Source organism: Paenibacillus naphthalenovorans, assembly GCF_900099895.1.
GTDB lineage: Bacteria > Bacillota > Bacilli > Paenibacillales > NBRC-103111 > Paenibacillus_G > Paenibacillus_G naphthalenovorans.
In genome coordinates, this window is sequence record NZ_FNDY01000009.1 from 25,874 (window position 1) to 50,046 (window position 24,173).

At 51.9% G+C, this 24,173-nt stretch carries 20 protein-coding genes; 1 reads left to right on the forward strand and 19 read right to left on the reverse strand.

From position 1 onward, the window contains the following. Positions 1–191 precede the first annotated feature (191 nt). From BLT35_RS11095 to BLT35_RS11155, 13 genes are all read right to left on the reverse strand, one after another. Positions 192–1,412, reverse strand: a complete 1,221-nt coding sequence (locus BLT35_RS11095) for a YeeE/YedE family protein (RefSeq protein WP_054819264.1) — start codon at positions 1,410–1,412, stop codon at positions 192–194. A gap of 420 nt (positions 1,413–1,832) precedes the next feature. Further along, the gene (locus tag BLT35_RS11100) at positions 1,833–2,135 is read right to left on the reverse strand and encodes an FmdB family zinc ribbon protein (RefSeq protein WP_054819263.1); all 303 of its coding nucleotides are present in this window, start codon (positions 2,133–2,135) and stop codon (positions 1,833–1,835) included. A gap of 105 nt (positions 2,136–2,240) precedes the next feature. After that, positions 2,241–3,422: a formamidase gene (fmdA, locus tag BLT35_RS11105; RefSeq protein WP_074727978.1), complete on the reverse strand. Its 1,182-nt coding sequence runs from the start codon at positions 3,420–3,422 to the stop codon at positions 2,241–2,243. A 174-nt stretch (positions 3,423–3,596) separates the two neighbouring features. Next, positions 3,597–4,643, reverse strand: coding sequence for an aliphatic amidase (locus tag BLT35_RS11110; RefSeq protein WP_062406487.1), 1,047 nt, complete (start codon positions 4,641–4,643; stop codon positions 3,597–3,599). An 80-nt stretch (positions 4,644–4,723) separates the two neighbouring features. Beyond that, complete coding sequence (gene lonB / locus BLT35_RS11115; RefSeq protein WP_083351275.1) at positions 4,724–7,060, reverse strand: ATP-dependent protease LonB; 2,337 nt, start codon at positions 7,058–7,060, stop codon at positions 4,724–4,726. Positions 7,061–7,073: 13 nt separating this feature from the next. Further along, positions 7,074–7,265 carry a CbtB domain-containing protein gene (locus BLT35_RS11120; protein WP_062406482.1) on the reverse strand — a complete coding sequence of 64 codons (192 nt, stop codon included), beginning with the start codon at positions 7,263–7,265 and terminating at the stop codon, positions 7,074–7,076. After that, entirely contained in the window at positions 7,243–7,764 is a 522-nt protein-coding gene (locus tag BLT35_RS11125; RefSeq protein WP_062406479.1) for a hypothetical protein, read from the reverse strand. The genes BLT35_RS11120 and BLT35_RS11125 overlap by 23 nt, the downstream gene beginning before the upstream one ends. Then, positions 7,754–8,269: a hypothetical protein gene (locus BLT35_RS11130; protein WP_054817646.1), complete on the reverse strand. Its 516-nt coding sequence runs from the start codon at positions 8,267–8,269 to the stop codon at positions 7,754–7,756. Before BLT35_RS11130 ends, BLT35_RS11125 begins: the two co-directional genes overlap by 11 nt. Positions 8,270–8,383: 114 nt before the next feature. After that, on the reverse strand, positions 8,384–10,489 hold the full coding sequence (locus BLT35_RS11135; protein ID WP_062406477.1) for a thioredoxin domain-containing protein: 2,106 nt from the start codon (positions 10,487–10,489) through the stop codon (positions 8,384–8,386). Between the two features lie 113 nt (positions 10,490–10,602). Then, on the reverse strand, positions 10,603–11,589 hold the full coding sequence (locus BLT35_RS11140) for a CobW family GTP-binding protein (RefSeq protein WP_054817645.1): 987 nt from the start codon (positions 11,587–11,589) through the stop codon (positions 10,603–10,605). Positions 11,590–11,741: 152 nt separating this feature from the next. Next, positions 11,742–13,391, reverse strand: coding sequence for a tubulin-like doman-containing protein (locus tag BLT35_RS11145; protein WP_062406474.1), 1,650 nt, complete (start codon positions 13,389–13,391; stop codon positions 11,742–11,744). Positions 13,392–13,488: 97 nt separating this feature from the next. Further along, positions 13,489–13,824 (reverse strand): hypothetical protein, encoded by a 336-nt coding sequence (locus tag BLT35_RS11150; protein ID WP_054817644.1) that lies wholly within the window; start codon positions 13,822–13,824, stop codon positions 13,489–13,491. 13 nt (positions 13,825–13,837) lie between these two features. Beyond that, positions 13,838–15,343, reverse strand: a complete 1,506-nt coding sequence (locus BLT35_RS11155; protein WP_054817643.1) for a tubulin-like doman-containing protein — start codon at positions 15,341–15,343, stop codon at positions 13,838–13,840. A 514-nt stretch (positions 15,344–15,857) separates the two neighbouring features. Between BLT35_RS11155 and BLT35_RS11160 the strand changes: the two genes are divergently transcribed. After that, on the forward strand, positions 15,858–18,749 hold the full coding sequence (locus BLT35_RS11160; RefSeq protein ID WP_074727980.1) for a transporter substrate-binding protein: 2,892 nt from the start codon (positions 15,858–15,860) through the stop codon (positions 18,747–18,749). A 101-nt stretch (positions 18,750–18,850) separates the two neighbouring features. Here the strand turns inward: BLT35_RS11160 and BLT35_RS11165 are convergent, their stop codons facing one another. The 6 genes from BLT35_RS11165 to BLT35_RS11190 are packed head-to-tail and all read right to left on the reverse strand — an operon-like array spanning position 18,851 to position 24,132. Next, positions 18,851–20,143 carry a sugar ABC transporter substrate-binding protein gene (locus BLT35_RS11165; RefSeq protein WP_062406468.1) on the reverse strand — a complete coding sequence of 431 codons (1,293 nt, stop codon included), beginning with the start codon at positions 20,141–20,143 and terminating at the stop codon, positions 18,851–18,853. A gap of 32 nt (positions 20,144–20,175) precedes the next feature. Continuing rightward, on the reverse strand, positions 20,176–20,988 hold the full coding sequence (locus BLT35_RS11170) for a carbohydrate ABC transporter permease (RefSeq protein ID WP_062406465.1): 813 nt from the start codon (positions 20,986–20,988) through the stop codon (positions 20,176–20,178). A gap of 12 nt (positions 20,989–21,000) precedes the next feature. After that, positions 21,001–21,930, reverse strand: a complete 930-nt coding sequence (locus BLT35_RS11175; protein ID WP_062406462.1) for a carbohydrate ABC transporter permease — start codon at positions 21,928–21,930, stop codon at positions 21,001–21,003. A 13-nt stretch (positions 21,931–21,943) separates the two neighbouring features. Further along, on the reverse strand, positions 21,944–22,489 hold the full coding sequence (hxlB, locus tag BLT35_RS11180; RefSeq protein ID WP_074727982.1) for a 6-phospho-3-hexuloisomerase: 546 nt from the start codon (positions 22,487–22,489) through the stop codon (positions 21,944–21,946). A 6-nt stretch (positions 22,490–22,495) separates the two neighbouring features. Next, positions 22,496–23,128 carry a 3-hexulose-6-phosphate synthase gene (hxlA, locus tag BLT35_RS11185; protein WP_074727984.1) on the reverse strand — a complete coding sequence of 211 codons (633 nt, stop codon included), beginning with the start codon at positions 23,126–23,128 and terminating at the stop codon, positions 22,496–22,498. 35 nt (positions 23,129–23,163) lie between these two features. After that, the gene (locus BLT35_RS11190) at positions 23,164–24,132 is read right to left on the reverse strand and encodes a sugar kinase (protein WP_074727986.1); all 969 of its coding nucleotides are present in this window, start codon (positions 24,130–24,132) and stop codon (positions 23,164–23,166) included. Positions 24,133–24,173 lie beyond the last annotated feature (41 nt).

Here is a 24,173-nt window from a genome sequence, read left to right on the forward strand (position 1 = left end):
TGCAAAAAAACCGAAAGAGACCACCTTTATCCAGGTGTTTCATCTTTCGGCTCATCAGAAATTCGTTGATGTATTTTTTTCAACCCCTTCGGAAAGTATAAAAACAGCACTTGAGGAATACGCCGCTTTTCGGGCATATTGCTAAAATAAGGTCAGGCCTGGTGAACGCTCCGTCAAATTACGCTCCAGCCTCACTCATTTTTGCCAAATGCGCAAACCGGACGCAGTTTCACGCCTATGACACTGCCGAGCATGGCGCCAATCATCCACTCCCAGCCATGCAGGCTGAAGGAAGCAATTCCTCCGAAATAGGCTCCAATATTGCAGCCGAACGCGATCCGCGCCCCATACCCCATCATAATACCGCCGATCAATAAACCTGCAATCATTCGCGGAGGAATGTTTCGGAGAAACCGATTTGGTTTGCCGCTTAGACCCAGGGCAAGCAAAGCGCCCAGCATGAGTCCAATATCCATTACGGACGTCACATCTTTGAATATACTACTGTTCAATGCCGCAGCATTGGCCGGGGTCTGCCAGTAGCCCCAATCCGTAACCTGAATACCCAGCGCCTGCGATATTTTGGCTCCCCACAAAGCAAAAGCCGATGTCACACCCCAGGGCTTGCCGGAAATATACAGCACGACGGCGTTTCCGACCGCAAGCACAACGCTCCCGATAATCAAAGGCCAAGGCCCTCTATAGACCGTCTTCCATCCGCTTTTCCAATCCAGGCGAAGCGATTCTACATTTCCATTCCGGCGTCTCTCAATATAGATCGTTGCCATAAATACAAACGCAAGCAGCGCTAAATTCAGTAAAAAGCCTCCAAGGGCGCCGAATGTTTCAATGAAAGACACAGGACCGATATTCGGAGTAGCCATCCACCATGTGAAATGAGCACTGCCTATGACCGATCCGGCCACAAAGCCGATTAAGGTCAAAATACCGCGGGAGTCTCCTCCGCCTATGTGGTAGAGTGTGCCTGATGCACATCCATCCCCCATTTGCATCCCTATGCCAAAGATAAAAGCGCCGATCAAAACGGACATGCCAACAGGAGATACATATCCCGCAACCGGATTGTCAGTCACCCCCAACAGCAGCGGCAGGAACAAAAGATTTGCAATGAAAAACAAAATCATCTGGGCCCGGATTCCAAGTCCGCGACCCGAGACAAGAAAAATGCGAAATGAGCTTGTAAAACCATAGTGGGCATGATACAAAGCCAATCCCAACACGCCTGCAATTAAATATAATGAAGCCTGCTTATAGGAAACCGTACTGCCAAGAAATACGAATCCAAGCGCGAACAGCATCAAGGCAATCATCGTGATCCGACGATTCACGCCTGGTTTTTCTATCTTGCCAGCTGGATTAAGGTTTATAATATTTGCTTCTGACGTACTCATCTGTCATTCCCTCCTGTAATGATTCCCTCCTGTAATGTAGTATTTTATACTATCACTATCCGATCGGATTTGTAAACTTTTTAAACGGCAATTCCATATTTTGATTAAACTCCAAATGAAAAAAGCTCAAGCTCCTCATCCAAGAAGTGCTTAAGCTTTTTTATGCTCGTCTTTTAAGAAAAACCCGGCTGCCTTCCCTTATCTAAACTGCATTGGGAGAGAGGGGCATGGGTTCCAGCCGCTAAGCCGCTTACAGATCACGACCCTCGGTTCGAGCCGCACACTGGCCACTGCGCTGAAAATCAACCTTACAAGTGGCCATTTTACTTTGCTGCTGGCTGTTACACTGAAATTCAACTTATCAGCCGACGATTTTACTTTTTCGCTCTCTGCTGCGCTGATTTTCAACTTTACAGCACGTTAATGTCCCGCCATCCAGGGACGGTTTGCTGTGTGATGATGGCCTCCTTGGCGATGCGGGGAATGATTGTGGCTGTGTCCATGGTGATGAGCGGCCTGTTCCCGCCTGACCACCTTCGGTACTGCGCTTTGTTCCACACGGCGGCGCAGCGCATAAGGCGTCAGAATAACACCGGGCGGCGTATACATCCGATTGGCTGGATTGTCGCAGGTGACACAAGGAATACTTTCCTTGACGCTGCTCATGCTCATCCACTGTACGAACGGTCCACAGTTTTGACATACAAACTCATATTGCGGCATATCGTCATCTCCTCTTCAGCCTGTTCATCGGTGGAGCCAAGGGGCTACCCATCGGATGGTGCCCCGCGCATTCACGATTGGTTTTGCTTTCCTCCTACAACCTTACTAACTGGGGAGAATATCCCTGTCAAAGATGGAGGTCGGTATCCAAAGGGTGCAGCAGGCATTCGGAACATCGACGATACCGCTGATCCGGCCTTCAACCGGGGCCGTACTGAGCAGCATGTAAGCTTGTTCGCCAGTTAAGCCCATTGTCGTTTTCAGATAGTCGATAGCGTTCAAGCACGCTCGGCGGTACGCGATGTGGGCGTCAAGGTAATGCTGCTCCCCCGTTGTCTCATGGACGGAAATGCCCTCAAATACGAGAAACTCCGAGTAATGAGGATCAACCGGCCCAGGCTTAAATACGGGATTTTCGATGATATTGTATTTGGCCATCCCTCCTTTGATGAGATCGACATGGAGATCCACCCAACCGGCCATTTCGATGCCGCCGCAGAAGGAGATCTCACCATCCCCTTGTGAAAAATGAAGATCGCCTAATGAAAGCTTGGCACCGTCAACGAAGACGGGGAAATAAATTCGCGTGCCCTTGGACAGATTTTTAATGTCACAGTTGCCGCCATGCTCCCGAGGCGGAACCGTACGCGCCGCTTCCCGGGCAATCCGGTTGAATTTCTGCCCCTTCAGCGAGCCGAGTACAGCGCTATCCGGTGAAGGCAGGTTAGCTAATCCGGGCACTCGGTCAGGATTCTTAGCAACAAGCTCCTTTTCCCGTTTGTTCCATTTATCCAGCAAGGCATGGGAAGGGGCGGTTCCGATTAATCCGGGATGTAAAATTCCGGCAAACTTAACGCCCGGTATATGGCGGGAGGTAGCGTAAATCCCGTGGAAATCCCATATCGATTTTGCCGCATCAGGGTAATGATCCGTCAGAAACCCGCCGCCGTTTTGCTTGGCAAAAATGCCGTTAAATCCCCATTGCGACTCCGCAAAGGTACCTATATCCAGAATGTCCACAACAAGCAAATCTCCCGGCTCCGCACCGTTGACCCAGACCGGTCCGCTTAACACGTGTACGCGATGCAAATTCACATCCCGAATATCAGACGGATCGTCGTTGTTCTGAATTTGACCATCCGTCCAGTCTTTGCACTCCATACGAAATTCCGTTCCCGGATTGACTGACACGGTGGCCGGGATATCGGGATGCCAGCGGTTATGCCCGGGAGTCTCCTGCTCCTCCATCGGTTTGTTTAAATCTACACGAAACAATACATCAGCCATTCAAATCTCCTCCTTAACGAATGAAGTCAATGAAAGGGAACGATACCATGATCAAAAAGGGGCAGGTCGAAATGAAAAGTTCGTCTGCCCCTTATATCGATCAACTCATACAAGCCCCTCTTGCCTTTCCGACATTCTCGCCCCTCAAACTATATATAGAGAATGACGGAGATATTATTTCTGTCCAATCAAATTTGTTTTTTCGTTAGGAAGTCCTTCGATTGGACATTCTTCGGTTCCAATGGTTGATCTAGTGATCGCTTCTACTTGTTCACGGGCTTTTACAGGGTCGGATACCCATGTTTTATAGAATTCGAACGGGCATTCCGCAACCCCTTTGTCTCCTTCTCCGGAATGAATGATCCCTGTATATCCTCTGTGCAGAAGTTTAAAGAGATGGTTTTGAGATTGAGCCGTTTTCCTGAAATCCCGGATCTGGGACATCGAGATCTCTGCATATTGAATACCATTTTCTTCGGTACCGCACTCTCCCAGCGTACGGCCGTCAAAGCCAATGATCGATGAATGGCCAAAATAAGAATATACTCCATCAAATCCGGAAGCATTGGCTACGGCTACATAGGTGTTGTTAGCCCAAGCCATGGACTTGGCGATCAAAATTTGTTGTTCTTTGGCAGGATACATATATCCCTGGCATCTTACGATGAGTTCCGCTCCCTTTACGGCACAATCACGCCAAATTTCCGGATAATTTCCATCATCGCAAACAATTAAACTGACCTTAAGCCCTTTAGGTCCCTCGCTTACATAGGTCTTATCTCCAGGGTACCAGCCCTCGATCGGAGTCCACGGTATAATTTTTCTATACTTTTGGACAATCTCTCCCTTGTTGTTCATAAGAATAAGTGTATTGTACGGTCTTTTATTCGGATGCTCTTCGTGTCTTTCTCCTGTTAATGAGAACACTCCCCATACATTGGCTTTTCTGCAAGCTTCCGCAAAGATTGCCGTTTCTTCGCCGGGAATCATCGATGCCGTTTCATACATTTCTTTCTCGTCATACATAATGCCATGCGTGCTGTATTCCGGAAAAATGACAAGATCCATACCGGGCAAGCCCTGCTTCATACCAACGATCATTTCTGCGATTTTCTTGCAATTCTCCAATACCTCAGATCGGGTATGCAAACGCGGCATTTTGTAATTCACAACCGCTACCCCTACTGTGTCATGACTGCTGGAAATATCCCCATGTCTCATACTGAAAAACCCCTCTCATCGTTTGAAATTTAATTGGGACCTGCTTTAAGGAACAGCTCATGCATGCAAAAACTTTTTTTTCATTTCAAAAGCTCTTCAAAGGAAAAGCTGTCCCGTTCAAGTTTTGTTCGGGTAAGAAGCTGAACGGCATTCCATGCTTCATCAAGCGACTGTACCCACACCACATGAATCGTCGGAGGAACCTCGATATGCTTGTTGGCAAGCGGGGCAAGTATCGTGCGAATGCCTCCATGCTTGGCGGTCAGCATTTTCCGACCAAAAAAGGCGCATTCTCCGACCATTCCCGCGACATTCAAACTTCCGCATACCGCTATATCCTCGGGTATGAAAACCCCGTGTTTAGCCGACAACGCCGATAGGGCCATGGCCAGGGTAAAGTCCTCCGTCCTTTCGCCGGCTGCCGCACCCTCGGTTTCAAAATAATACCGGCCCGATAAGCAATAACGATTCAAGGCTGCTTCTATAGGCAGCACATTCCATTCCCCAGACTCCATTTGAGGTACTCTGATTTCGACTTCTGCAGCGGGAACAACGGCAGTCCAGATCTGTATGATTTGACCGGCGGTTTCCTTATAATTCGACAGGACTTTGATCTTGCCCGGGGATGGCTGACGAAGCAAAGGCTTTAATCCGTTTCGTTCACGCCATACCCTCTGTTCTTCAATAGAGCGGGAAAAATGTCCGGCTCTCTTCACATGTTCCGCAAGCACAAGCGCTGCTCCTGACTGTACGGCCAAATCCCCGGCCGAACGGATCCGCCCGCCCAATTCACGGAATCGGGTGGACAAACGGTCGGGACATTCCGCTATTCGCCTCGCACACTCGATCACGGCCTCGACGGCCTCCCGTGTAAAATGCGGAATTTTGCCATCCCTTCGAATTTCCTGGGCGACAAACAAAGCCAGCTTATACCGGTTCTCCTCCGTATCCGACATCGTCTCATTCATATAGACCTCGTACCCATAACCGCGGATTCTTGACCGCAATGCGGGATGGATCTTGTCGACATCAGGCACATTTCCGGCAATCACCATCACAAAATCACTGGGAACGGGCTCCGTGCGAACCATGGTTCCGCTGGAACCGGGGGAACGCCCGGTAATGGCCAGCTTCTTTTCCTGAAACGCCGTAAGCAAAGCCTGCTGCGATTCTAACGAGAGCATCGCGACCTCATCGATGAACAGCACACCTTTATGGGCAAGATGAATGGCTCCAGGCTCAACCAAGTGATGGGGCTTGGATTCCAAGCCGCCGGATTGATACGGGTCATGGCGAACATCTCCAAGCAGCGCTCCTGCATGCAGTCCCGTTGCATCGATAAATGGCGCTTTAACCTTGCCGGAGTTATTCACCAGATAGTTGGGAATTTGCTCCGAAGGCTTAGCCTTCAGCGATTTTGCAAACCAAACGATCATGACCGTCAGAATCAGGCTGCCCATGATGTAGACGGGATTTTCCCTGGTATAAGCATAAAAGGCACCCACAATCAACGTAACGGCCCCGGCAAAGCCTAATATCCAGCGCAGAGAAGAAACATTCGTCCGAAATTCCCGTTCCCGCTGCCTGACTACCGCTTCTCCATGTCCCGCCGACAAGACCTTTACCTTGGGCATGTTGTTCGCTTTTCCCCTTGCCTCCACGATGATGTCCTCTAAGTTGGAGGCCGGCAAAAGCTCAGCCATCGCCTGCCCCAGCATACTTTTACCCGTTCCGGGTTCGCCGATGAGCAAAACCGACCGTTTTTGCCGTGCCGCCAGCCGAATGATGGCTACGGCTTCATCCTGGCCAACCACTTGATCGATCAAACGGCTGGCAACGGGGAGATCGGCAGTTGTCTTGAAATCCATGGCGGGTACAGGGAACGGTTCCTCTTCGAGTAAATGAGGAGAGAGATAGCGTTCGAACAAGGCTTTTACTTTCGGCGAAGCATCCCTGCCCATGGGTTTGACCAACGGCAGCAGCCGCTTGCGCAAAACAGGATTTTGCAACAAAGGGATTAACGTCATGGCGGCCGTCTGGCGGACTTCAGCCGAATCATCGTGAAAGGCGCTTTCCCAAAAACGCCACACCCGATCAAAATCTGCCTCCATAGCCGAGACCATTCCCTTTGCCGTTGCCTCTCTTACATAAAGGTGTTTATCCGCCGCAAGCCGCATCCAGATCCGGATCACTTCTTCCGCTTCATCATCCAGAAAACGGCCGATTTCCCTCCCCACAACATAACGAAGCACCCAGCGCGGATCATTGGCAAAATGGCGCAGCGTTTGGTACAATTGGCCCCGTTTTTCCTGATAACGGATGAATGATGAAATGGTATGTTCCAGCTGCGCGACTTTTCGTGCTTTAGCAAATCGGTCCATGACAGCAGCAAACAGATGATTGACGAAATCGCCCACGGGTAAAACCACCTTAATGGCAGGGAATAAACATTAACGCATGCCGCAATTCATGGAGCGCATCATGGACGGGAGCATATCCGGATAAGAGTGCGGTATAAAGCACCATCCCGGCCAAGAAGGCAACGGCGGTCAATTGTGCCGGAAGGGACAAAAATACCTTTTCGAAGGCATGCTTCTTTTCATGCGTGTAGCTCTGTGACATGGGAATCCCCTCCTTTGGATAAACGTTGGGCTTTCCATATGGCGGATAAGCCTACACCCGCTGCCATCCCGATGGCAATCGTCGCCAGCAGAAAAATCATGGTTTTGATTTTGACCGACATCGGAGGATGAAACGCCTCCACTCCCACGGTTGTTTTCTTTTCAGCCAGCACGGAACCATTCGCCGGATGGATCGCCTGAACGGTTATTTCATGTTCGGTGCCGTCGAAAAATTGCATCCCGAATTTATAGCTGCCATCATTCGAGCGATTTTGGAGAGACAGGATGTGCGCCCCATCTTCGAGTTTGACGGCCTGAAAACGAACTTCAACGGGGTCACTGCCGATATGATCAAAGGTGCCTTCCAAATAAAAGAGTTGACCGACCCGGGCATGATGCTCGCTCGCATGTGTCTCTTGGGATTCATGGGCGAGGACGGTTGCAGACATGAGCATCATCAATAAAACGGAACTCAAACCGAACCAATGCCTACGCCGCATGGATACCCCTCCTTCTTCTCGATAGTCCAAAACCGGCGAGCAATCCGAAGAATGCTAACATCGCCATGAAGATCAAAGCATTTTGAACCTCTTTGGGATTTTCCTCAATGGTGACGGCAAATTGACGACTGCCTTCAGGATGACCGTTCTCATCGAACCATTCGACCGATAAAGGATACTCCCCGCGAATCGGAAACATATATTGAAACGACGCCTTTCCATCCCGGATGGCCACCGTAGAATCGATTAATTCCGTCCCTTCCACCCAAGGAAAATCGGTTGAGACAAACTTCTTCTCCGGACTCCGCAGGCGAATATGCGCTGAACCGTCCCGAATGGCCGGTATGCTCAGTTCTACTGTGGCATTATCCAAATCCGGACGAACCGCTCCCGCCGGTCCATTTTTCACTTCTACATTGACTTCCTGCTCTGCAAATGCCGATGATAAGGAAATCATTCCAACCGCCAGCACCGCCAGGCATCCCACGATTAAGCCTTTTTTCATCCGCCTCAGCCCCTATAAGTCATGATTTGAGTGACATCATTAGAAAGAGAACTAGCCCATTACAGTGGCGGAACCGTTCAACATTTGCGCCTGATCCCCCGTTATGCAGCTTTCTCATTCAACACGCTCGCAAGCGATCTCCCGGAGTCTGGCTGCAGCTTGGTCGGCGCCCACAGGCTGCTCGCAGGCAAACCCCCGGCAAAGATAAACGGTCGTTCGCCCGTTTTGCAGCCGGTACTCCTTTAACCAGGGGATGGCCTCCGCCATGCGCTCGCCCTCCGCGTCCGCGGGCTTTGCAATCCACACGGCCCGGGGCAAAAACAGCGAACGCACCTCTGCCAGCAGCCTCTCTTGCTCCGGATCTTCCCGCTCGCCGACCACCACGACCTCCTGGGATGGCCCGAGAGCGATATCCCAAGCCGATAAGAGAAAGGTGTGAGCTGCGGGGAACCGTTCCACCTCCCCGGCCAAGGCCTTCAATTGCGCATCCGCCCTCTCTTCCCACCGCGTATTCCCGGTCATCCGGGCGAGCCACAACATATCCATTGCAAAGACAGCGTTGCCGGACGGCATCATCCCGTCATGACTTACCTTCGGCCGGGCCCAAAGAGACTCCGCGTCCGAACCGGTCAGAAAACAACCGCCGCTCTCGTCATCCCAGAAAAGCCCCCAGACATCTTCCGCCAGCTCCTCCGCCTTTACAACCCATTCCACCTCCCCGGACGCCTGATAAAGCTCAAGAAGCCCCCAGATATAAAAGGCATAGTCGTCCAAATAGCCGGGAATCCCTGCATCGCCGTCCCGATACCGGGCCAACAGTCGACCGTCGTTCCGACGCATCGCCTTCCACAGCCACGAGGCCGCACGGCAAGCCGCCGACAGATACCGGGGATCGCCCAACACCCGGTACCCCCGCGAAAAGGCGGCGATCATCAATCCGTTCCAGGCCGTGAGGATTTTGTCGTCCTTGTGCGGGCGCTCCCGCCCCTCGCGTGCCTCCCACAGCTTCCGCCGCGCTTGTTCCATCCGCTCCTCCAGGACTTCCGGCGCCAGCCCGAATTCCCGCGCCACCGCCTCCGAATCCGTGTCGATCGTGTGAAGCACCGAAGTGCCGCGCTCAAAATTCCCCTCCTCGGTCACGCCGTAATACCGGCAGGCCATCCGGCCCGCCTCCTCTCCCAGCACGCGGCAGATATCATCCGGCGTCCAAACATAAAACTGGCCCTCCTTGCCCTCTGTATCGGCATCCTCCGCCGAATAAAACCCTCCTTCCGGGCTCGTCATGTCCCGCAGCACATAGCTGAAAATCTCCTGTGCTACCTGAGCCCAACGGGACGTTCCTGCCGCCTGATACCCTTCCAAATAGGCCAGCGCCAATAGGGCGTTATCATAGAGCATCTTCTCAAAATGCGGGATCAGCCACAGCTTGTCGGTGGCGTAACGGGAAAATCCGTAGCCCAGATGGTCATAAATGCCTCCCCGCCACATTCCCCGCAGATTGCCCTCCACCATGTTCAATGCATCCTCACGCCCGGTTCTGGCGTAAAACCGGAGCAGAAACATCAACTCGTGGGGACGCGGAAATTTCGGCGCCCCGCCGAACCCGCCGTAAGTCTCGTCATACCTAGAACGAACGTAATCGAAGGCCAAAGCCATCGCCCCGGTGTTTACCTCTCCGCGAGCCGCCGGATGCATCCCCGTGGTCAGCTTGCGCACAACGTCACGACCGGTCTGCCGCAGGCGATCCCGATCGGTCTTCCACAGGTCGGCCGTCCTCTGCAGCAGATCCATTAACCCATGCCGCCCGTGCCGGCTCTGTTTCGGAAAATAGGTCCCGCTGAAAAAAGGTTCCTTCTCCGGGGTCATGAACACGGTCAAAGGCCAGCCTCCCTGCCCGGTCATCCCCTGGCATACTCTCATATAGAGATGGTCCACGTCCGGCCGTTCCTCCCGGTCCACTTTGATCGACACGAAATGGCGGTTGAGCAGCTCCGCCACCTCCGGGTCTTCGAAGGACTCCCGCTCCATCACGTGACACCAGTGGCACGTACTGTACCCGATGCTGAGGAAAACGGGCCGATCCTCATCCTTCGCCTTCTCAAAGGCCTCTTCCCCCCATGGATACCAATCTACGGGGTTATGCGCATGCTGCAGCAGATACGGGCTTTTTTCACGAATCAAGGGGTTCGTGTACCGGTGTTTGCGGCTGTCTTGAGCCATCTTGGTCTGCCACCTCCCTGAACGCTTTTCTTATATTCCGGCACCCGCTTGCCAAAAGAGCCATGTCTTCCACCAAAGCGAAGACGGAGCTTATCGATCCGGACAGCGGTCCTTCATTCGCTGGACACAACGCATTGGGCAAAGCCCTGCATAAACTTATCCCGGTCCAGATTGCGCCCGATGACCACGTACTCGCTATGCCGGGGTTCTTCCGGCTCCCGGTTCTCTTCCCGGCGCAGAGACGTCAGCATACGCACACTCTGGAAGACCAGCCGCTCCGAATATCCCCGGGCCCGGAAGATGCCTTTTGTACGATAGACATCCTCGCCGTGTTCCAGAAGAACCCCGTTGAACCATTCCATGAACCGGTTCATATCGACGGGACGGTCCGTCCGCAGAACAAAAGACGCCACTTCATCGTCGTGCTCGTGTTCCACATCGTCCAAAAACGCGGGATCGACCTCCAGCTTGGCGGCCAACTCGAAGGCGCTGACCCCGAGAATCTTGTCGAGTTCGATATTCGCGAATTGAGTGTGATACAGTCTGGCCATCGGATTAAGGGCTCGGATCCGCTGTTCCACGCGCTCTAATTGGGGTTTCGGCACCAGATCGGTCTTGTTCAGCAGGATGATGTCGGCGAAGGCCGACTGTTCCCGGGCCTCGACGCTGTCTTCCAAATTGCGCTCCAGGTTGACTGCGTCGGCTACCGTAATAAACGAGTCCAGTTGAAACCGGGACTTGATCTCATCGACAATAAAGAACGCAGAAGCGACCGGGGCGGGGTCCGCCAGACCCGTCGTTTCGATCAACACGGCATCGAGTTCGGAGCGCCGGGCCAGATCCGTCAGGGTCCGGACCAGGTCCTCCCGAACGGTACAACACAGACAACCGTTATTAAATTCCACCAGCTCCTCGTTATCCTCGGTGACCACCAGCTGTCCATCTATGCTGATCTCACCGAACTCATTGACGATAACCGCCACTTTGTACCCGTGCCGACCATGCAGGATATGATTGAGAAGGGTTGTTTTTCCCGACCCCAGGAATCCCGTCACTACGGTAACCGGAATCCGCTCCGGTGAATATAGCTGTTGTACCATTATCGCCACCGCCTCCATTAGCTCATTAACTTGCCTCTATCCGCCGCCACGACGCTTCCCCAAGCGGAATGGAGGATAAGCGCCGGACACGCGGGCGGCATAGGTTAGCCGCCTGCGTATCCAGCCGTTTCGGTTTACATCTCCCTGTGGGGCTAAGGGGTAGGAACCACCGTCTTGGCCATGGCCGCAATGCCCTGCTGCAGAATCTCCCTGCGGGTTGCCGGCGGAAGGACGTCGCCCTGCAATTGATCGTAAGGCACGGCAACCCAACTGTCGTCGCCCCACAGGCGCTCCCCCGCCATATCTTTCATCTGGCTGGATCGCTCCGACAGCAGAACGCCCAAGTCCAGCAGCCACGAGTGATTAAGCAGCTTTTCCTCCCTTGCCGCATTGGCGTACCGCTTGCGGGACTCCCAGAACAGACGCAGGTCTGTCTTCGCAAGACCTGGCAGAAGGATGTCAAGATAGCTGGTCAAGTGATCGAAAAATTCATGATGAAAAGTCCGCAATGTGGCTTCATCCGAGTCGAGGAGGTGCTTGTTCATCGTATCCGCCAGCTTTCGGTCCACGGACTCATTCCATACGTATCGCGGCGCGTGAATATGGACCTCGGCGTAATCCGTCTTGAACCCTTCCACTAGCCCCGACCATTCTTCCGTATGGTCAAGCCAGTCGGATAAGATCTGACGCCACTTGTTAAGCGGCTCACCCGGCAGTACCTGCACCCCGGGATGGGTCAGCTTGGCTAGATTGTAAAGCGTAAAATTCCGGGCCTTCGAACTGACGGTTTCGTGCGGCGCCCCCGTGAATCCGCACGGACGCAGAGCCCTGAATAAAGTCCGCCCCGAGTCGTGAGCGGCAAAGCGTACGAAGGAGTCGGCCAGAAACTTGTTGGTCACCTGCAGCCGCAGCCCTTGCCGCACCGCCGGCACGCCCAAGTCTGTATACCGGCTGATTCGCTGCCAGACGTGCTCCATATTGGCTACGAAGAAGCCTCCGGTGAAAGGGTTGGCGTACAAGTCTCCCCACACTTGCGTGACGCCTTTATTCTTGTCATCGTCAATCATGCAGTCGAGCTCGTTAAGGGTGGCGAATAGGCTCGCACCCCGGTACTTCTCGTCGTCGGCGCTGCACGGCATCACGCCAACGCCAATGACAGGCACACGCCGGCCGAAGTGAACCGTAGAGAGGTGCCGTGCCAAATCTACAGCGATTCCGCTGCCGGTGCCGCCTCCCATGGAAAAGCAGACCAGCACCATCGACGGCAACCGCGTCTGGTCCACACTCTGGACGAAGTCCTTCAGCTCCCGCTTAAGAAGCTGCGGACCATCATAGTAGTTTTTACCGTAAATGGCTTTGGCCAATGCCCTCGGAAAATGCTCGCCGGGCTTAGGAATCTCGATGTTATCCGGAAGCCAGGGTTCGTAGTCGGGATTCCAATCATACCGGAGAAATTCGCGCTTGAGAAATTCAGGATAGCGCGCCAGCGAGCCGAATAATTCCTCTTTGCTTGGTACCTCGAGCGAAACCGTGCGGATACGGGCGCGATCCCGCGGAATGTTGCGCTCCTCCAGGCGTTCCAGAAAGCCTTGGGCATAGTCCCGGGCCCGAACCATGTCCTGCTCGCCGATATCGATGGCCAGCGCCGAAAAACGGGCGCGGGGATCCTCCAGAAGATCCTCGACCTCCCCCTCGCGCAGCATCGCGTCCACAAAACCTACCCCCGTTCGACCGATTCCCACGACGTGTATGCTGTGAGGGGACTGCATACCGGAAGCACTGTGATACATTGAAAAACTCATCGTTTAACCTCTCCTTTCGTTCCTGTGGTACAGCGTTGAGAAACTCATGATTTCGCATCTCCTGTCCATTGGCGAACGGGCGGCAGCTTTCGTTGTCTCAGCACCACGCGCTCCTGGAGGTAAAGCCCGTATCCTCATCGAGAAACCCGAGGTCGTGAAGGATATGGGCAGCGGAGGTCGCACGGTCATCCACGATGTACACCCGGTAATCCTCAACAAACAGGCCCGGATCTCTTGAAATGACGCCTTCCTCGATTAACCTCACGCCTTCCTCCAGGTGGCTGCGCTTCACAGCGGATGTCCACAGGGGGGTTCGAATGTAAATTTGTTCATCGTCCACGCCCGTCACCTGCAGCGTCTTCCTCCCCGCGACGGTGGGAACCTGGGCTCCCTTGCCGTACTTTTGCTTCACCAACGACCAGTTTAGCGGCATGGCAGATACCTCCTTACAAGATGGCCTGGGGCAATTCTTCTCCCCGAATGGCTTCGTAGGGCACGACAATCCAGCAGGCGCAGCCCCAAAGACACTCACCGGCCATGCCTTCAAACCGCAGCGCCGGCTCGCACAGGAGCACCCCCAGGTCCAATAGCCAGGAATGAACCATGAGCTTATCTGTCCATGACAGCTGATCGTAGTCTTTCCGGGCGGCATGGAAGACCTGCAGATCCGTTTTCCTGACCCTCGGAAGCACGTACTGAACGAACGTGCCGCCCTTGCTCTTCGACCGCACCATTTCCGGCGGGTTCACAGGCGCGAAGACTTCGTTTAGCTTTCCGGCGACAGCGGCCAGTTCACTATCCAGATTCGCACCCTCCGGGGCAGCCACCCGCATTTCCAGAAAATCCGCCTTGTAACTATCCTTCAAGCCCAGTTGAGAGGCCGATACCCCTTTTTCCGGATCTCCATATCCAAGCACGTGTATCCAGCGCTCGCCATATTGCGTGCGTGCTGCCGCGTGTTGGGTTGGCGGCGCCCCGATCCAGTTGAGCAGACGGAGCGTTTCCCAGAGGTCGGTACCCTTATTCCGGGTAAGGAAACTGGCGATTTCCCGGTCTACCCGCTGGTGGGTTGCCTGAAGATTCCCGGTGCTTTCCCAAGCCGGCTGCTGCGGCACCATAATAAACCCGGCGGTAAAGGGGTTTCGATACAGGTCGCCCCAAACCTGAATAACCCCTTCGTTCTTATCCTGATCCAGCATGCAATCCAGCTCATTGAGCGCCGGAAAGAGCTGGCTGCCGCGAACTTCTTCGGGATCGCCTTCGCACGGCGCAATGCCTACACCCAGCACAAGGCTGCGGCGTCCGAACCGGACGTTGGACAAATGGCGGGCAAGATCCACTACGATACCGCTGCCTGTACCGCCGCCCAGTCCAAATACAACGCACACGACAGATTTACTGTCGGCGGCCTCCACGCTCTGCGCAAAGAGGTTGAGTTCTTCCAGCAGGGGCCGTGACTCATTGTAATAGCCATGTCCATAAATAGCCTTGGCCAATGCCCGCGGAACGTGCTCTCCGGGCTTGGGCATCTCGATGTCCGCCGGAAGCCAGGGTTCATAGTTGGGATTCCAGTAATACCGTGGATATTCCAGCTTCAGATACTCCCGATAGCGGCGCAGCATGGCAAAAAGTTCGTCCCGGGAGGGAACCTGCAGGGCGCATGTCCGCACCTGCACCTGGTCTTGCGGCAGCTTGCCGGCCAGTTCCCGGATGGGCGCCAGGTTCTCGTCACTTGTGTCGACAGCCAGAGCCGTAAAGCGTACACGACTGTCTTCAAGCAAGTCGTCGACGCCATCATGGAGCATCTCCCCGATGACGTCGGCGCCGGCCTTACCCAGGCCGATGACATGTACGGCTACGGGAGTAGAGTCCTCCTTGGCAATCCGGTGAAAGCCGCGCTTGAGCGCATCGAATCGCCGCTTCTCTACTTGAGAGATTTGTCGTTTTTCCATGGTATCTCCTCCTGAATCTTTCGTTTAAAATTTGAGTTCATCCGATCGAATAAACACCAGCCCCCGCAACCTCCATGCATCACCCCTTTTCAAGTTCGTGTTCGGGTTCTGCCGCGTCTACTGGATCATAGTATGGTCCCCCTCCTCCGGCATCGACAATGAAAGGCCGGTATTTAGGCTTTCAGTATATTTATATAGCAATTTTCATGCCAAACTTTTTGGAATCCCTTGTTTTCAAATCTTTTTTTGAAAAAAACAAAAAAAGAAATCTTAAAATACGCCAATTTTGAGATAATTTTTATAACATATAACGTTATATATTTATTATTTTTTCTTTTTTACATCCTATAAAAAACAAAAACCTATGTATTGGACAATTTTATGTTATAATAACTGACAAAGTGTTCCGTTGTTGTTCTAAATGATGATACACAGTTAATACAATGAATGGACACTTCCGACTATATCTGCACACTTTAAACCACTTTATATTTTTAAAGGAGCGTGAATAGATATGGACACAAAGGGTAAGGAACTAAAGGTTGGCATTCTATTCTCCCTCACAGGGCCTACGAGCATAACAGAGCGGGGCCAATGCCAGGCCAGTTTGCTGGCGATCAGACAAATCAATGAACAAGGCGGTATTCATGGCAAGCGGCTGGTCCCTATCGTTGAAGATATTGCGTCCGATCCTTACCTTGCAGCGCAAAAAGCGGAAAAATTAATCTTGTCGGACCAAGTCATCGCCATTATCGGATTATATACCTCTGCTTGCCGTAAAATGGTCATTCCCGTTTTGGAAAAATATGATAGACTGCTTTTTTATCCAACCCTATACGAAGGAGCGGAACAACACCGGAACATCTTCTACTGCGGTCCACTTCCCAATCAACAGCTGCTTCACTTCATCCCCTGGATTATCACCCACTTGGGCAAAACGTTTTATTTAATCGGTTCGGATTATATATACCCAAGGGAAACCAACCGGTATATCAGAAACTTGGTCCAAAGCTATGGAGGCACCATATTGGATGAAAAATATGTCGGCTTGGGCGATCAAAAATTCAGTCCGCATATGCAGCAAATCCGCCGGATCAATCCGGATGTCATCTTTTCGACTCTCGTTGGAAACAGTGCAGGCGCTTTTTATCAACAGCACCATCAATACGCTTTAAAACAGCACATTGCCAGCTCCATTACGGCCGAAACCGAAATTACCGCCATCCAGCCTTCCTATACGGTCGGTCTTTTTTCAAGCTTCCCTTACTTTAATACGGTTGAAAACCCGGTCAATCAACAGTTTGTCGCGGAATATCGCCGCACTTACGGTACAGATACGATAAGCTCCGTTATGGAAAACGCCTATAACTCTGTTTTTTTGCTGGCAAAAGCACTACGCAGCACCCGGACGGTTTCCACCGACGCGATCCGTCGTTCATTATCCGGTCTCGCTCTCGAAGCGCCGCAAGGCCAAATTATAGTCGATGAGAAAAATCAGCATTTATGGTTGAACTCGCGAATAGGCCGGGTCGATGAAAAATGCCGGTTTCAAATTGTGTGGGAATCCGATTCCCCCCTGCCCCCCGTTCCGTTTTTTGAAATAGAGGAAAAGAAAACGAAAACCGTTCCGAACGAGCTGCCCAAGGACATGCTGGAGAAACGGCTAACCCGGAATGAATTTCTTTTGAAAGAGTTAAAAAAGGCTACCCATTTCTATCCTTTTACTTTTGCTTTTTTTGATTCCGAAGGCGTTCTGTTGGATGTATTCCAAAACGGAGCGTCAAAGCATTCGGCAGCCGTTCCGCAGCTGAAAATCGGCAGCAGCAATTGGATACGCCATCCGCTTAACAAATCAGGCATTGGCCTCGCCCTGACTGGACATACGCTGTCTTATGCATGCTCGGATGAGCACGAAATACAGGAACTTCAAGATTGGATTACCACAGGGCTGCCCGTGAAAAGTAAATCAGATTCCAGCCGCATGGGGGTACTCGGTGTCTTTATACATAAAAACAAGGAAAATGCCATCCCTTTCCTGCTTGAGAGCATGTCCCGTTTAGCGGCCTATTGCGCCGAGCTTACCCATAAACACAACGATTACCTTTCCTTATCCACGATTCTGCAGGACATATCCGGTCAGCTTTCCAAAAGCTTGTTCGTACTCAAACAGGGGAAAATCCTGTTCCATAATGCATCGGCACAGGATTTGCTTGCAAGAAAAGGGGATCTTGTGCACATGTCGCTGGCGGAAATCTCATCGGACAACCGGGAAGAGGCCAACTATATCATGAGGACGGAAGACTCCGACAGCTTATTCGAAATCGAAATCACCAAAAGCCTCGATTGTCACTATGTTTATTTTAAGCAGCTGGCCCACCGCACTTCCGCCGGTCGAAAGGATAAAACCAAAATGACGACAAAGGATCTTATCGGTTCCAATGAACATTTTCTTCGAACCGTATCATTGGCCAAATCCGCTTCCAAAACCAACGCGAACGTACTGCTTCTCGGAGAAAGCGGAACCGGCAAAGAGTTGTTTGCACGCGCCATTCATAATGAAAGTTCAAGAAAGGAAAAGCCCTTTGTGGCTATTAACTGCGCCGCCATTCCAAAAGAGCTTATCAACGCCGAGCTATTCGGATATATGGAGGGGGCTTTTACCGGGGCGAAAAAAGGGGGAAATCCCGGCAAATTTGAAGCCGCGAACGGAGGAACTCTATTTCTTGATGAAATAGGAGACATGCCTTTTGAACTTCAGGCTACTCTGCTGCGTGTTCTTCAAGAGAAAGAGGTGATCCGGGTAGGAGGACATAAACCGATTCCGATCGATGTCCGCATTATTGCGGCAACCAATAAAAATTTGAATCAGGAAATTGCCTATAACGGTTCATTCCGTAGTGATTTGTTCTACAGATTGAACGTTTTTACCATCGAGCTTGTCCCTCTGCGCGAACGACTGCAGGATGTCGCCGAACTCTCATCCTATTACATTCATGAACTATCCGTGGATAACGGGGTGCCGGTTAAAGAAATTTCTCCGGAAGCATTAAAGGTGCTTACGCAGTACAAATGGCAGGGTAACATCAGGGAACTGAACAACGTCATGGAGAGAGCCTTCTATTTATCCGACAGATCTGCGTACATTACGGTCGAGCACCTGCCCTCATATATTGTGCATAATCTGCAGAACGAATTTCCTCATCAACCGAATTCGGTAGAAACCTTTCAAAACCTGGAACATATCAAGGAAATCAAGCAAAGAGAAAGAGACCGCGAACGGAATTTTTATATCCAGGCCTTGATCCAAAGAAAAGGAAATATCAGCCGGACCGCCAAAGAGCTGGGCATCTCCCGAACAACCCTTTATCGAAAACTGGATGAAAATAATATCAAATTCGATAAATAATCAAGCTGCGGCTCTGCAAAAAAACACCGTCCTTTACAAAGAGCATCGGGACGGTGCTTACAGGGATTAGATTTCCATTTTATTCATTAAAAGTCACTTAATTACTTCTTATAATAGCCTCTTTGCTCCAATAAATCCTGGATCGATCGGTTCGCTATATCCAATGCCTCTTTCGGCGACTTTTCGCCGGCCAATGCTAAAGAGATGGCTTCAGAGATCGATTCATGAATTCTCGGCCATTCCGGCAGGTTCGGTTCCGTTTTGGCTTTTTCGACGGACTTGATAATGTCCGGGAATTCCGGACGGGCTTTGACCACCTCGCTATCCTCCAGGACGCTTTTCACTGCAGGAATGCCTCCGGCAAGAGCATACTTTTTGGCTCCTTCCCCTGTCACCCAGTCCACAAACTTGAAGGCCGCTTCCTTGTTTTTGGAAACCGAATTGATGGCCAGCGTCCAAGTGTGCGTGAACGAAACGCCGCCCGGTACCTCGGCGATGCCGAATTTATCCGAAACCTTGGGCGATTTGGCTGCATCGGCCAACTGCGGGTAAGCGGCATTCCAGTTAATCGCCATTGCCACCTTCTCATTTTGGAATGCGGACAGCACTTCCGGGAATTCATAAGTCGTGATGTCCGGCGGCATCAGCTTGTTCGTACGGAAGTTATTCACCACGTAAGTCAAGGCTTTTACCCCCGCTTCGCTGTTCACGGTCGGCTTCATATCCTGATCAAAGAAGCTGCCGCCCATGGACCAGAAATATTGGTACCAATCTTTCGGCTGGGTTTCCCCGCGCTTGCCTTGGAAGGCGATACCGAATTCCGTCGGAGATTGAGGGTTCTTGCTTTTGGTGAACTTCTCCGCTAATTGTCTATACTCTTCCCATGTGGTTGGTGGCGTAGGAATGAGATCCTTCCGGTAAATCAGGAACATCGTGCTCACGTCAAACGGCATGGCATAAATTTTGTCCCCGTATTTCACGGATTCGGCGGATGCCGGAAGGAAGCGGTCCATCGACGAATTGCTTTTCTTCAAATAATCGTCGAGCGGCTCGAACTGGCCCCCGGCGCCGAATTGTCCAATGTAGTTGTTGAGCATCAGCACCACGTCCATGCCTTCGCCTTGGCCCAGAAGCTGAGTCGACACTTTCTGCAAATAGCCGTCGCGTCCGATTTCCTGAACGGTAACCTTAATCCCGGTTTCCTTCTCGAATTCCGGCGCGATTTGGCTCAGCGCATTGTAATAAATCCCGGAACGGGCCGCTACCGTAATGGCCTCCTGCTTGTTCTCTCCCTGGCCGTTCGCGCCGCCTGCGGATTGCTGTTCCGGCGCCGGTGCGCAGCCAGCGGCACTCAAAACGAGCGCCAGCAAACTTGCTATGGTTCGTTTACGCATGAATAAATTCCCCCTGTTTCATTAATTTTATGTTATTTCACGGCACCCATCGCAAGGCCTGAAACAATATGCCTTTGCACAAGCAGCGTGAAGATAAACATCGGAATCATCAGCATCGTGCCCGTTGCCGTAACCGGTCCCCACAGGATCGCGTCCTGCGTGACAAAGTTGGCGGCCATCACCGGAAGTGTTTTGGCCTTGATCCCGGTTAAGCTTAACGCAAATAAAAACTCGTTCCATGAATTCATCGCCGCGAAAATGGCCGACACCGCTAGCCCCGGCTTAGCCAAGGGAAGCACAATACGGCACATCGCTCCAAATCGGGACATTCCGTCGATCAGGGCGGCTTCCTCCAGGCTCTCAGGCAGCTCCCTCAAGAACCCCCACATTAACCAGGTTACGAACGGCAGGTTAAATGCGATGTACGCCAGCGTTAGTGAATACAAGGAATCGGTCGCGCCGATGCTGCGGAACATAATAAAGAACGGTACGACCAGAACGACCGGCGGAAACATCTTGGTGAAAAATACCGAAAAGCTGATCCACTTCTGCCCCTTGATCCGAAAACGGGCGAGACTGTATCCGGTTAAGGTACCAATCAGAAGCGATAATCCGGTAGAGAGCACGGTGACAATCAAAGAGTTCAACAAATAATAGAAAAAGGGCTGCGAACGAAATACATACACATAATTCTCGAACGTCGGCTTAAAAATCCATACGGGAGGAATTTGAAAAGCCTGTGTCGATGTTTTAATCGATGTGAACATCACCCAAAAAATAGGGAACAAAAATAATACCAGCGCAGCGTAGACAAAGCCGTTGATCCATATCTTTTTACCGGGCATTTCGATTTCCCCCTATTTTTCCGAATACAATGCGCGAATGGCAAACCAGCACAATATCCCCACAACGACCGTCAGTACAATGGCCAATGCCGCCGCGTATCCGAAATCAAATTCGACAAACGCTTTCTTATGCAGGATCATGGAGATCGTTTCCGTCGCTGTTCCCGGACCGCCGCCGGTCAGAACGAAAATCTGGTCGAACACTTTGACCGCCCCTGCAATCCTCATCACCAAAGCCACGATAATCACGGATTTCATCAGCGGAAGCGTGACATGAAGCAAGGTTTGCCACTTGCTCGCGCCGTCCATTTCAGCAGCCTCGAACGGCTCGCTCGGAAGCGATTTCAATCCCGCCAGCAGTACAATAAACATAAATGGCGTCCACTGCCAGGTATCTACCAAAATCGTGGCCGGGAGCGCGAACGCGTTGGATGTGAGCAGCGCTATTTTCTCCAGACCCAATACCGTCAGAAAATAATTGAAAATCCCGAAGTTATAATCGAAAATAAACTTCCACATCAAGCCCACGACGACCGGAGTAACCATCATCGGGAAGACAAATAATGTGGTGATGGAACCGTGCCCCCGCCGGATTCGGTTGACGGCCAAAGCCAGCGCGAAGCCGAGCACAAACTGCAGACCCACACCGCCTGCAACAAAGAGAGCCGACAAATACATCGAATGGTAAAAGCCCGCATCGCCAAGCACATGCATAATATGCCTCAAGCCCACAAAAGGAGGATCATGAAGCGTCAGGAAGGTCCAATCGTGAACGCTCAGGTAAACGTTGTATAAAACAGGATAAAGAAAAACAAGCGTCATTAGCAGTAAAGATGGAATCAGCAGAATAAACTGCAGCCGGTCATCGAGCCAGACGAGGATGCTTTTCTTTTTTTGGGTTGACGGTCGATGAGCTGCATGTTCCAATGTTTGCAGGTTCAAATTGATCACTCCTTTATTCCAGATTGCTGTGCCGATGGAAAGCAGAGCTGTGATCCTCGAGCTTCGAAGCAGCATAGCCTAGACAAATCGCATCGAAAACAATATGTGCGCACTGGTCGAATAGCGAACCCAACGGTTGGATGCTGGCACTTTCATTGGCCCTGCGGTATTTGGTTGCCGCCGGGATATGAAGAAGCAAGCTGGCCAGGGCGCCTAACTCCGATGAAGGCTCGGTCGTGACTGCAATCACCGTACAACCCAGTTCCTTGGCTTTCCTCGCTGCCCAAACCACGCTTTGGGTCGTACCGGAGCCGGAAACCGCAACCAGCACATCCTCTCTGCCGATGGAAGGCGTGATGGTCTCCCCGACAACATACACGTCGGCGCCCAAATGCATCAGCCGCATGGCAAACGATTTGCCCATCAAACCCGATCTTCCTTCGCCTATAACGAAAATCCGTTTATTTTGAAGAGCGGCGACAATCCGTTCCATCCCGCCCGCTTCCTGGCGCTCCAGGACTGTTCCTATTTCCTCGAGAATGGACCTAATATAACTCATCCAGGTTTACTCCTTTTTCAATTGATAGAATGTCTTTGCCGCTGCCGCCGGATCCTTCGCCTTCGTGATCGCAGAACCGATAATCATCACATGCGGATAGATTCGAGTCAGCGCCTGAGCCATATCAACGGTAATTCCACCGGCGAAGGCCAGCTTTCGCCCTTCCCCAGATAAACTAGGCGGCACATAAAAACCTTCCGTCCCTTGGGTACTTCCCTGCATTTCCTGCTGATCCTTGCTCACGTGAAGGCAAAAGATCGCATCGGAATATATTTGCAAGGCTTCCAGCTGCTCCTCCGATGTGTGAAGCAGGTCAATCATCACCTTCTTTCCCGCTTTGGCAGCCGTATTCATGCAAGCTTCAATCGTGACAAGCGGTGCCGCCCCCATCACAGTAGCTATATCGGCCCCTGCAGAGAAGCACATTTCAAATTCATAAACGGCATTGTCAAATGTTTTCATGTCCGCTACGATGACATGATCGGGATACGCATTCCGCAAAGCTCTCACGCTGTCCATCCCGAATTCCTTAATTAAAGAGGTTCCCACTTCAATCCAATCGATATATGGAGAGACCGGCCTCGTGACAGCGACCGCCTGCTCGATGGTCAACCGGTCCAACGCTAACTGAATCTTCATTTCTGCTGAAAGCCCCCCTTCATCTATGTAGGAATTCAATAACTGCAAGGTTCCATGCCCTTTTGCTCATCCATAAACGCTTCCAATTGAGCTTTGCTCGGTAATCCGTCGGAATCGCCGGGGGACATGACCGCAAGGGCGCCGATGGCGTTAGCCCGGGTTACAGCTTCCTCGATCGTTAAGCCGTCCAGCATGCCGCTGACAAAGCCGACTGCAAAACCGTCGCCCGCTCCTACCGTGTCGACTACCTTCGCCACCTTAAACCCGGGGATACACCCTTCAATTTCCGCAGTCCGGTAGTAGGCGCCCTCCGCGCCAAGCTTTACAACGACCACCTTTACCCCTTGTTCCAGGTAAAAAGCAGCGATATCCTCGGGACTGTCGTATCCGGTAAGTATTTTGCCTTCCGAAATGCCGGGAAGCACCCAATCGGCTTGTACCGCAAACTTGTTAATCTCCCGTACCATCCGATCTTGGCTGCTCCATAGCTTTGGCCGCAAATTCGGGTCAAAGGAAACCGTCCGGTTCGCCGATTTCATCACGGACAGCGCTTTTTCGGCGAAACCGTACATGCTTGGCGATAAAGCAGGAGGAATTCCTGTCATATGCAGATGGGCGGCGGACAGAAAACGTTCCGGCAGCAGATAGTCCACTCCTATTGTGCTTGCCGCGGAATGCTTCCGAAAATATTGGACCTGCGGATCGCCCGCCAATACCTTCGATTTCATTTGAAAGCCCGTCGGATGATTGGGATCGCTGCCGATATAGGAAATATCGACTCCTTCTTGCTGCAAAGCGTATTTGATGTATTCCCCGAGCGCATCCTCGCCTACTTTGCTTACCCAGCATACATCGTAACCTAGACGGGCTAACCCGACTGCAACATTCGTTTCCGCCCCTGCCAAACCTCGGGTAAAACGCTTCACTTTGTAGAGCGGTCCGACCTCATCGGCAATAAACATCCCCATGGCTTCTCCGAATGTAATCACATCCAAAGTCTTCATCTGCTTCGTTACTCCCATCTTTCGATATTACAAAGCTTTCA

Bases quoted from the DNA above. Each gene is read 5' to 3' on its own strand.
- hxlA (WP_074727984.1), bottom strand. From the start codon at position 23,128: ATGAAGATTCAGTTAGCGTTGGACCGGTTGACCATCGAGCAGGCGGTC.
- BLT35_RS11110 (WP_062406487.1), bottom strand. From the start codon at position 4,643: ATGAGACATGGGGATATTTCCAGCAGTCATGACACAGTAGGGGTAGCG.
- BLT35_RS11130 (WP_054817646.1), bottom strand. From the start codon at position 8,269: ATGAAAAAAGGCTTAATCGTGGGATGCCTGGCGGTGCTGGCGGTTGGA.
- BLT35_RS11160 (WP_074727980.1), top strand. From the start codon at position 15,858: ATGGACACAAAGGGTAAGGAACTAAAGGTTGGCATTCTATTCTCCCTC.
- hxlB (WP_074727982.1), bottom strand. From the start codon at position 22,489: ATGAGTTATATTAGGTCCATTCTCGAGGAAATAGGAACAGTCCTGGAG.
- BLT35_RS11140 (WP_054817645.1), bottom strand. From the start codon at position 11,589: ATGGTACAACAGCTATATTCACCGGAGCGGATTCCGGTTACCGTAGTG.
- BLT35_RS11135 (WP_062406477.1), bottom strand. From the start codon at position 10,489: ATGGCTCAAGACAGCCGCAAACACCGGTACACGAACCCCTTGATTCGT.
- fmdA (WP_074727978.1), bottom strand. From the start codon at position 3,422: ATGGCTGATGTATTGTTTCGTGTAGATTTAAACAAACCGATGGAGGAG.
- BLT35_RS11170 (WP_062406465.1), bottom strand. From the start codon at position 20,988: ATGCCCGGTAAAAAGATATGGATCAACGGCTTTGTCTACGCTGCGCTG.
- BLT35_RS11120 (WP_062406482.1), bottom strand. From the start codon at position 7,265: ATGTCACAGAGCTACACGCATGAAAAGAAGCATGCCTTCGAAAAGGTA.
- BLT35_RS11095 (WP_054819264.1), bottom strand. From the start codon at position 1,412: ATGAGTACGTCAGAAGCAAATATTATAAACCTTAATCCAGCTGGCAAG.
- BLT35_RS11155 (WP_054817643.1), bottom strand. From the start codon at position 15,343: ATGGAAAAACGACAAATCTCTCAAGTAGAGAAGCGGCGATTCGATGCG.
- BLT35_RS11165 (WP_062406468.1), bottom strand. From the start codon at position 20,143: ATGCGTAAACGAACCATAGCAAGTTTGCTGGCGCTCGTTTTGAGTGCC.
- BLT35_RS11190 (WP_074727986.1), bottom strand. From the start codon at position 24,132: ATGAAGACTTTGGATGTGATTACATTCGGAGAAGCCATGGGGATGTTT.
- BLT35_RS11150 (WP_054817644.1), bottom strand. From the start codon at position 13,824: ATGCCGCTAAACTGGTCGTTGGTGAAGCAAAAGTACGGCAAGGGAGCC.
- BLT35_RS11125 (WP_062406479.1), bottom strand. From the start codon at position 7,764: ATGCGGCGTAGGCATTGGTTCGGTTTGAGTTCCGTTTTATTGATGATG.
- BLT35_RS11145 (WP_062406474.1), bottom strand. From the start codon at position 13,391: ATGAGTTTTTCAATGTATCACAGTGCTTCCGGTATGCAGTCCCCTCAC.
- BLT35_RS11100 (WP_054819263.1), bottom strand. From the start codon at position 2,135: ATGCCGCAATATGAGTTTGTATGTCAAAACTGTGGACCGTTCGTACAG.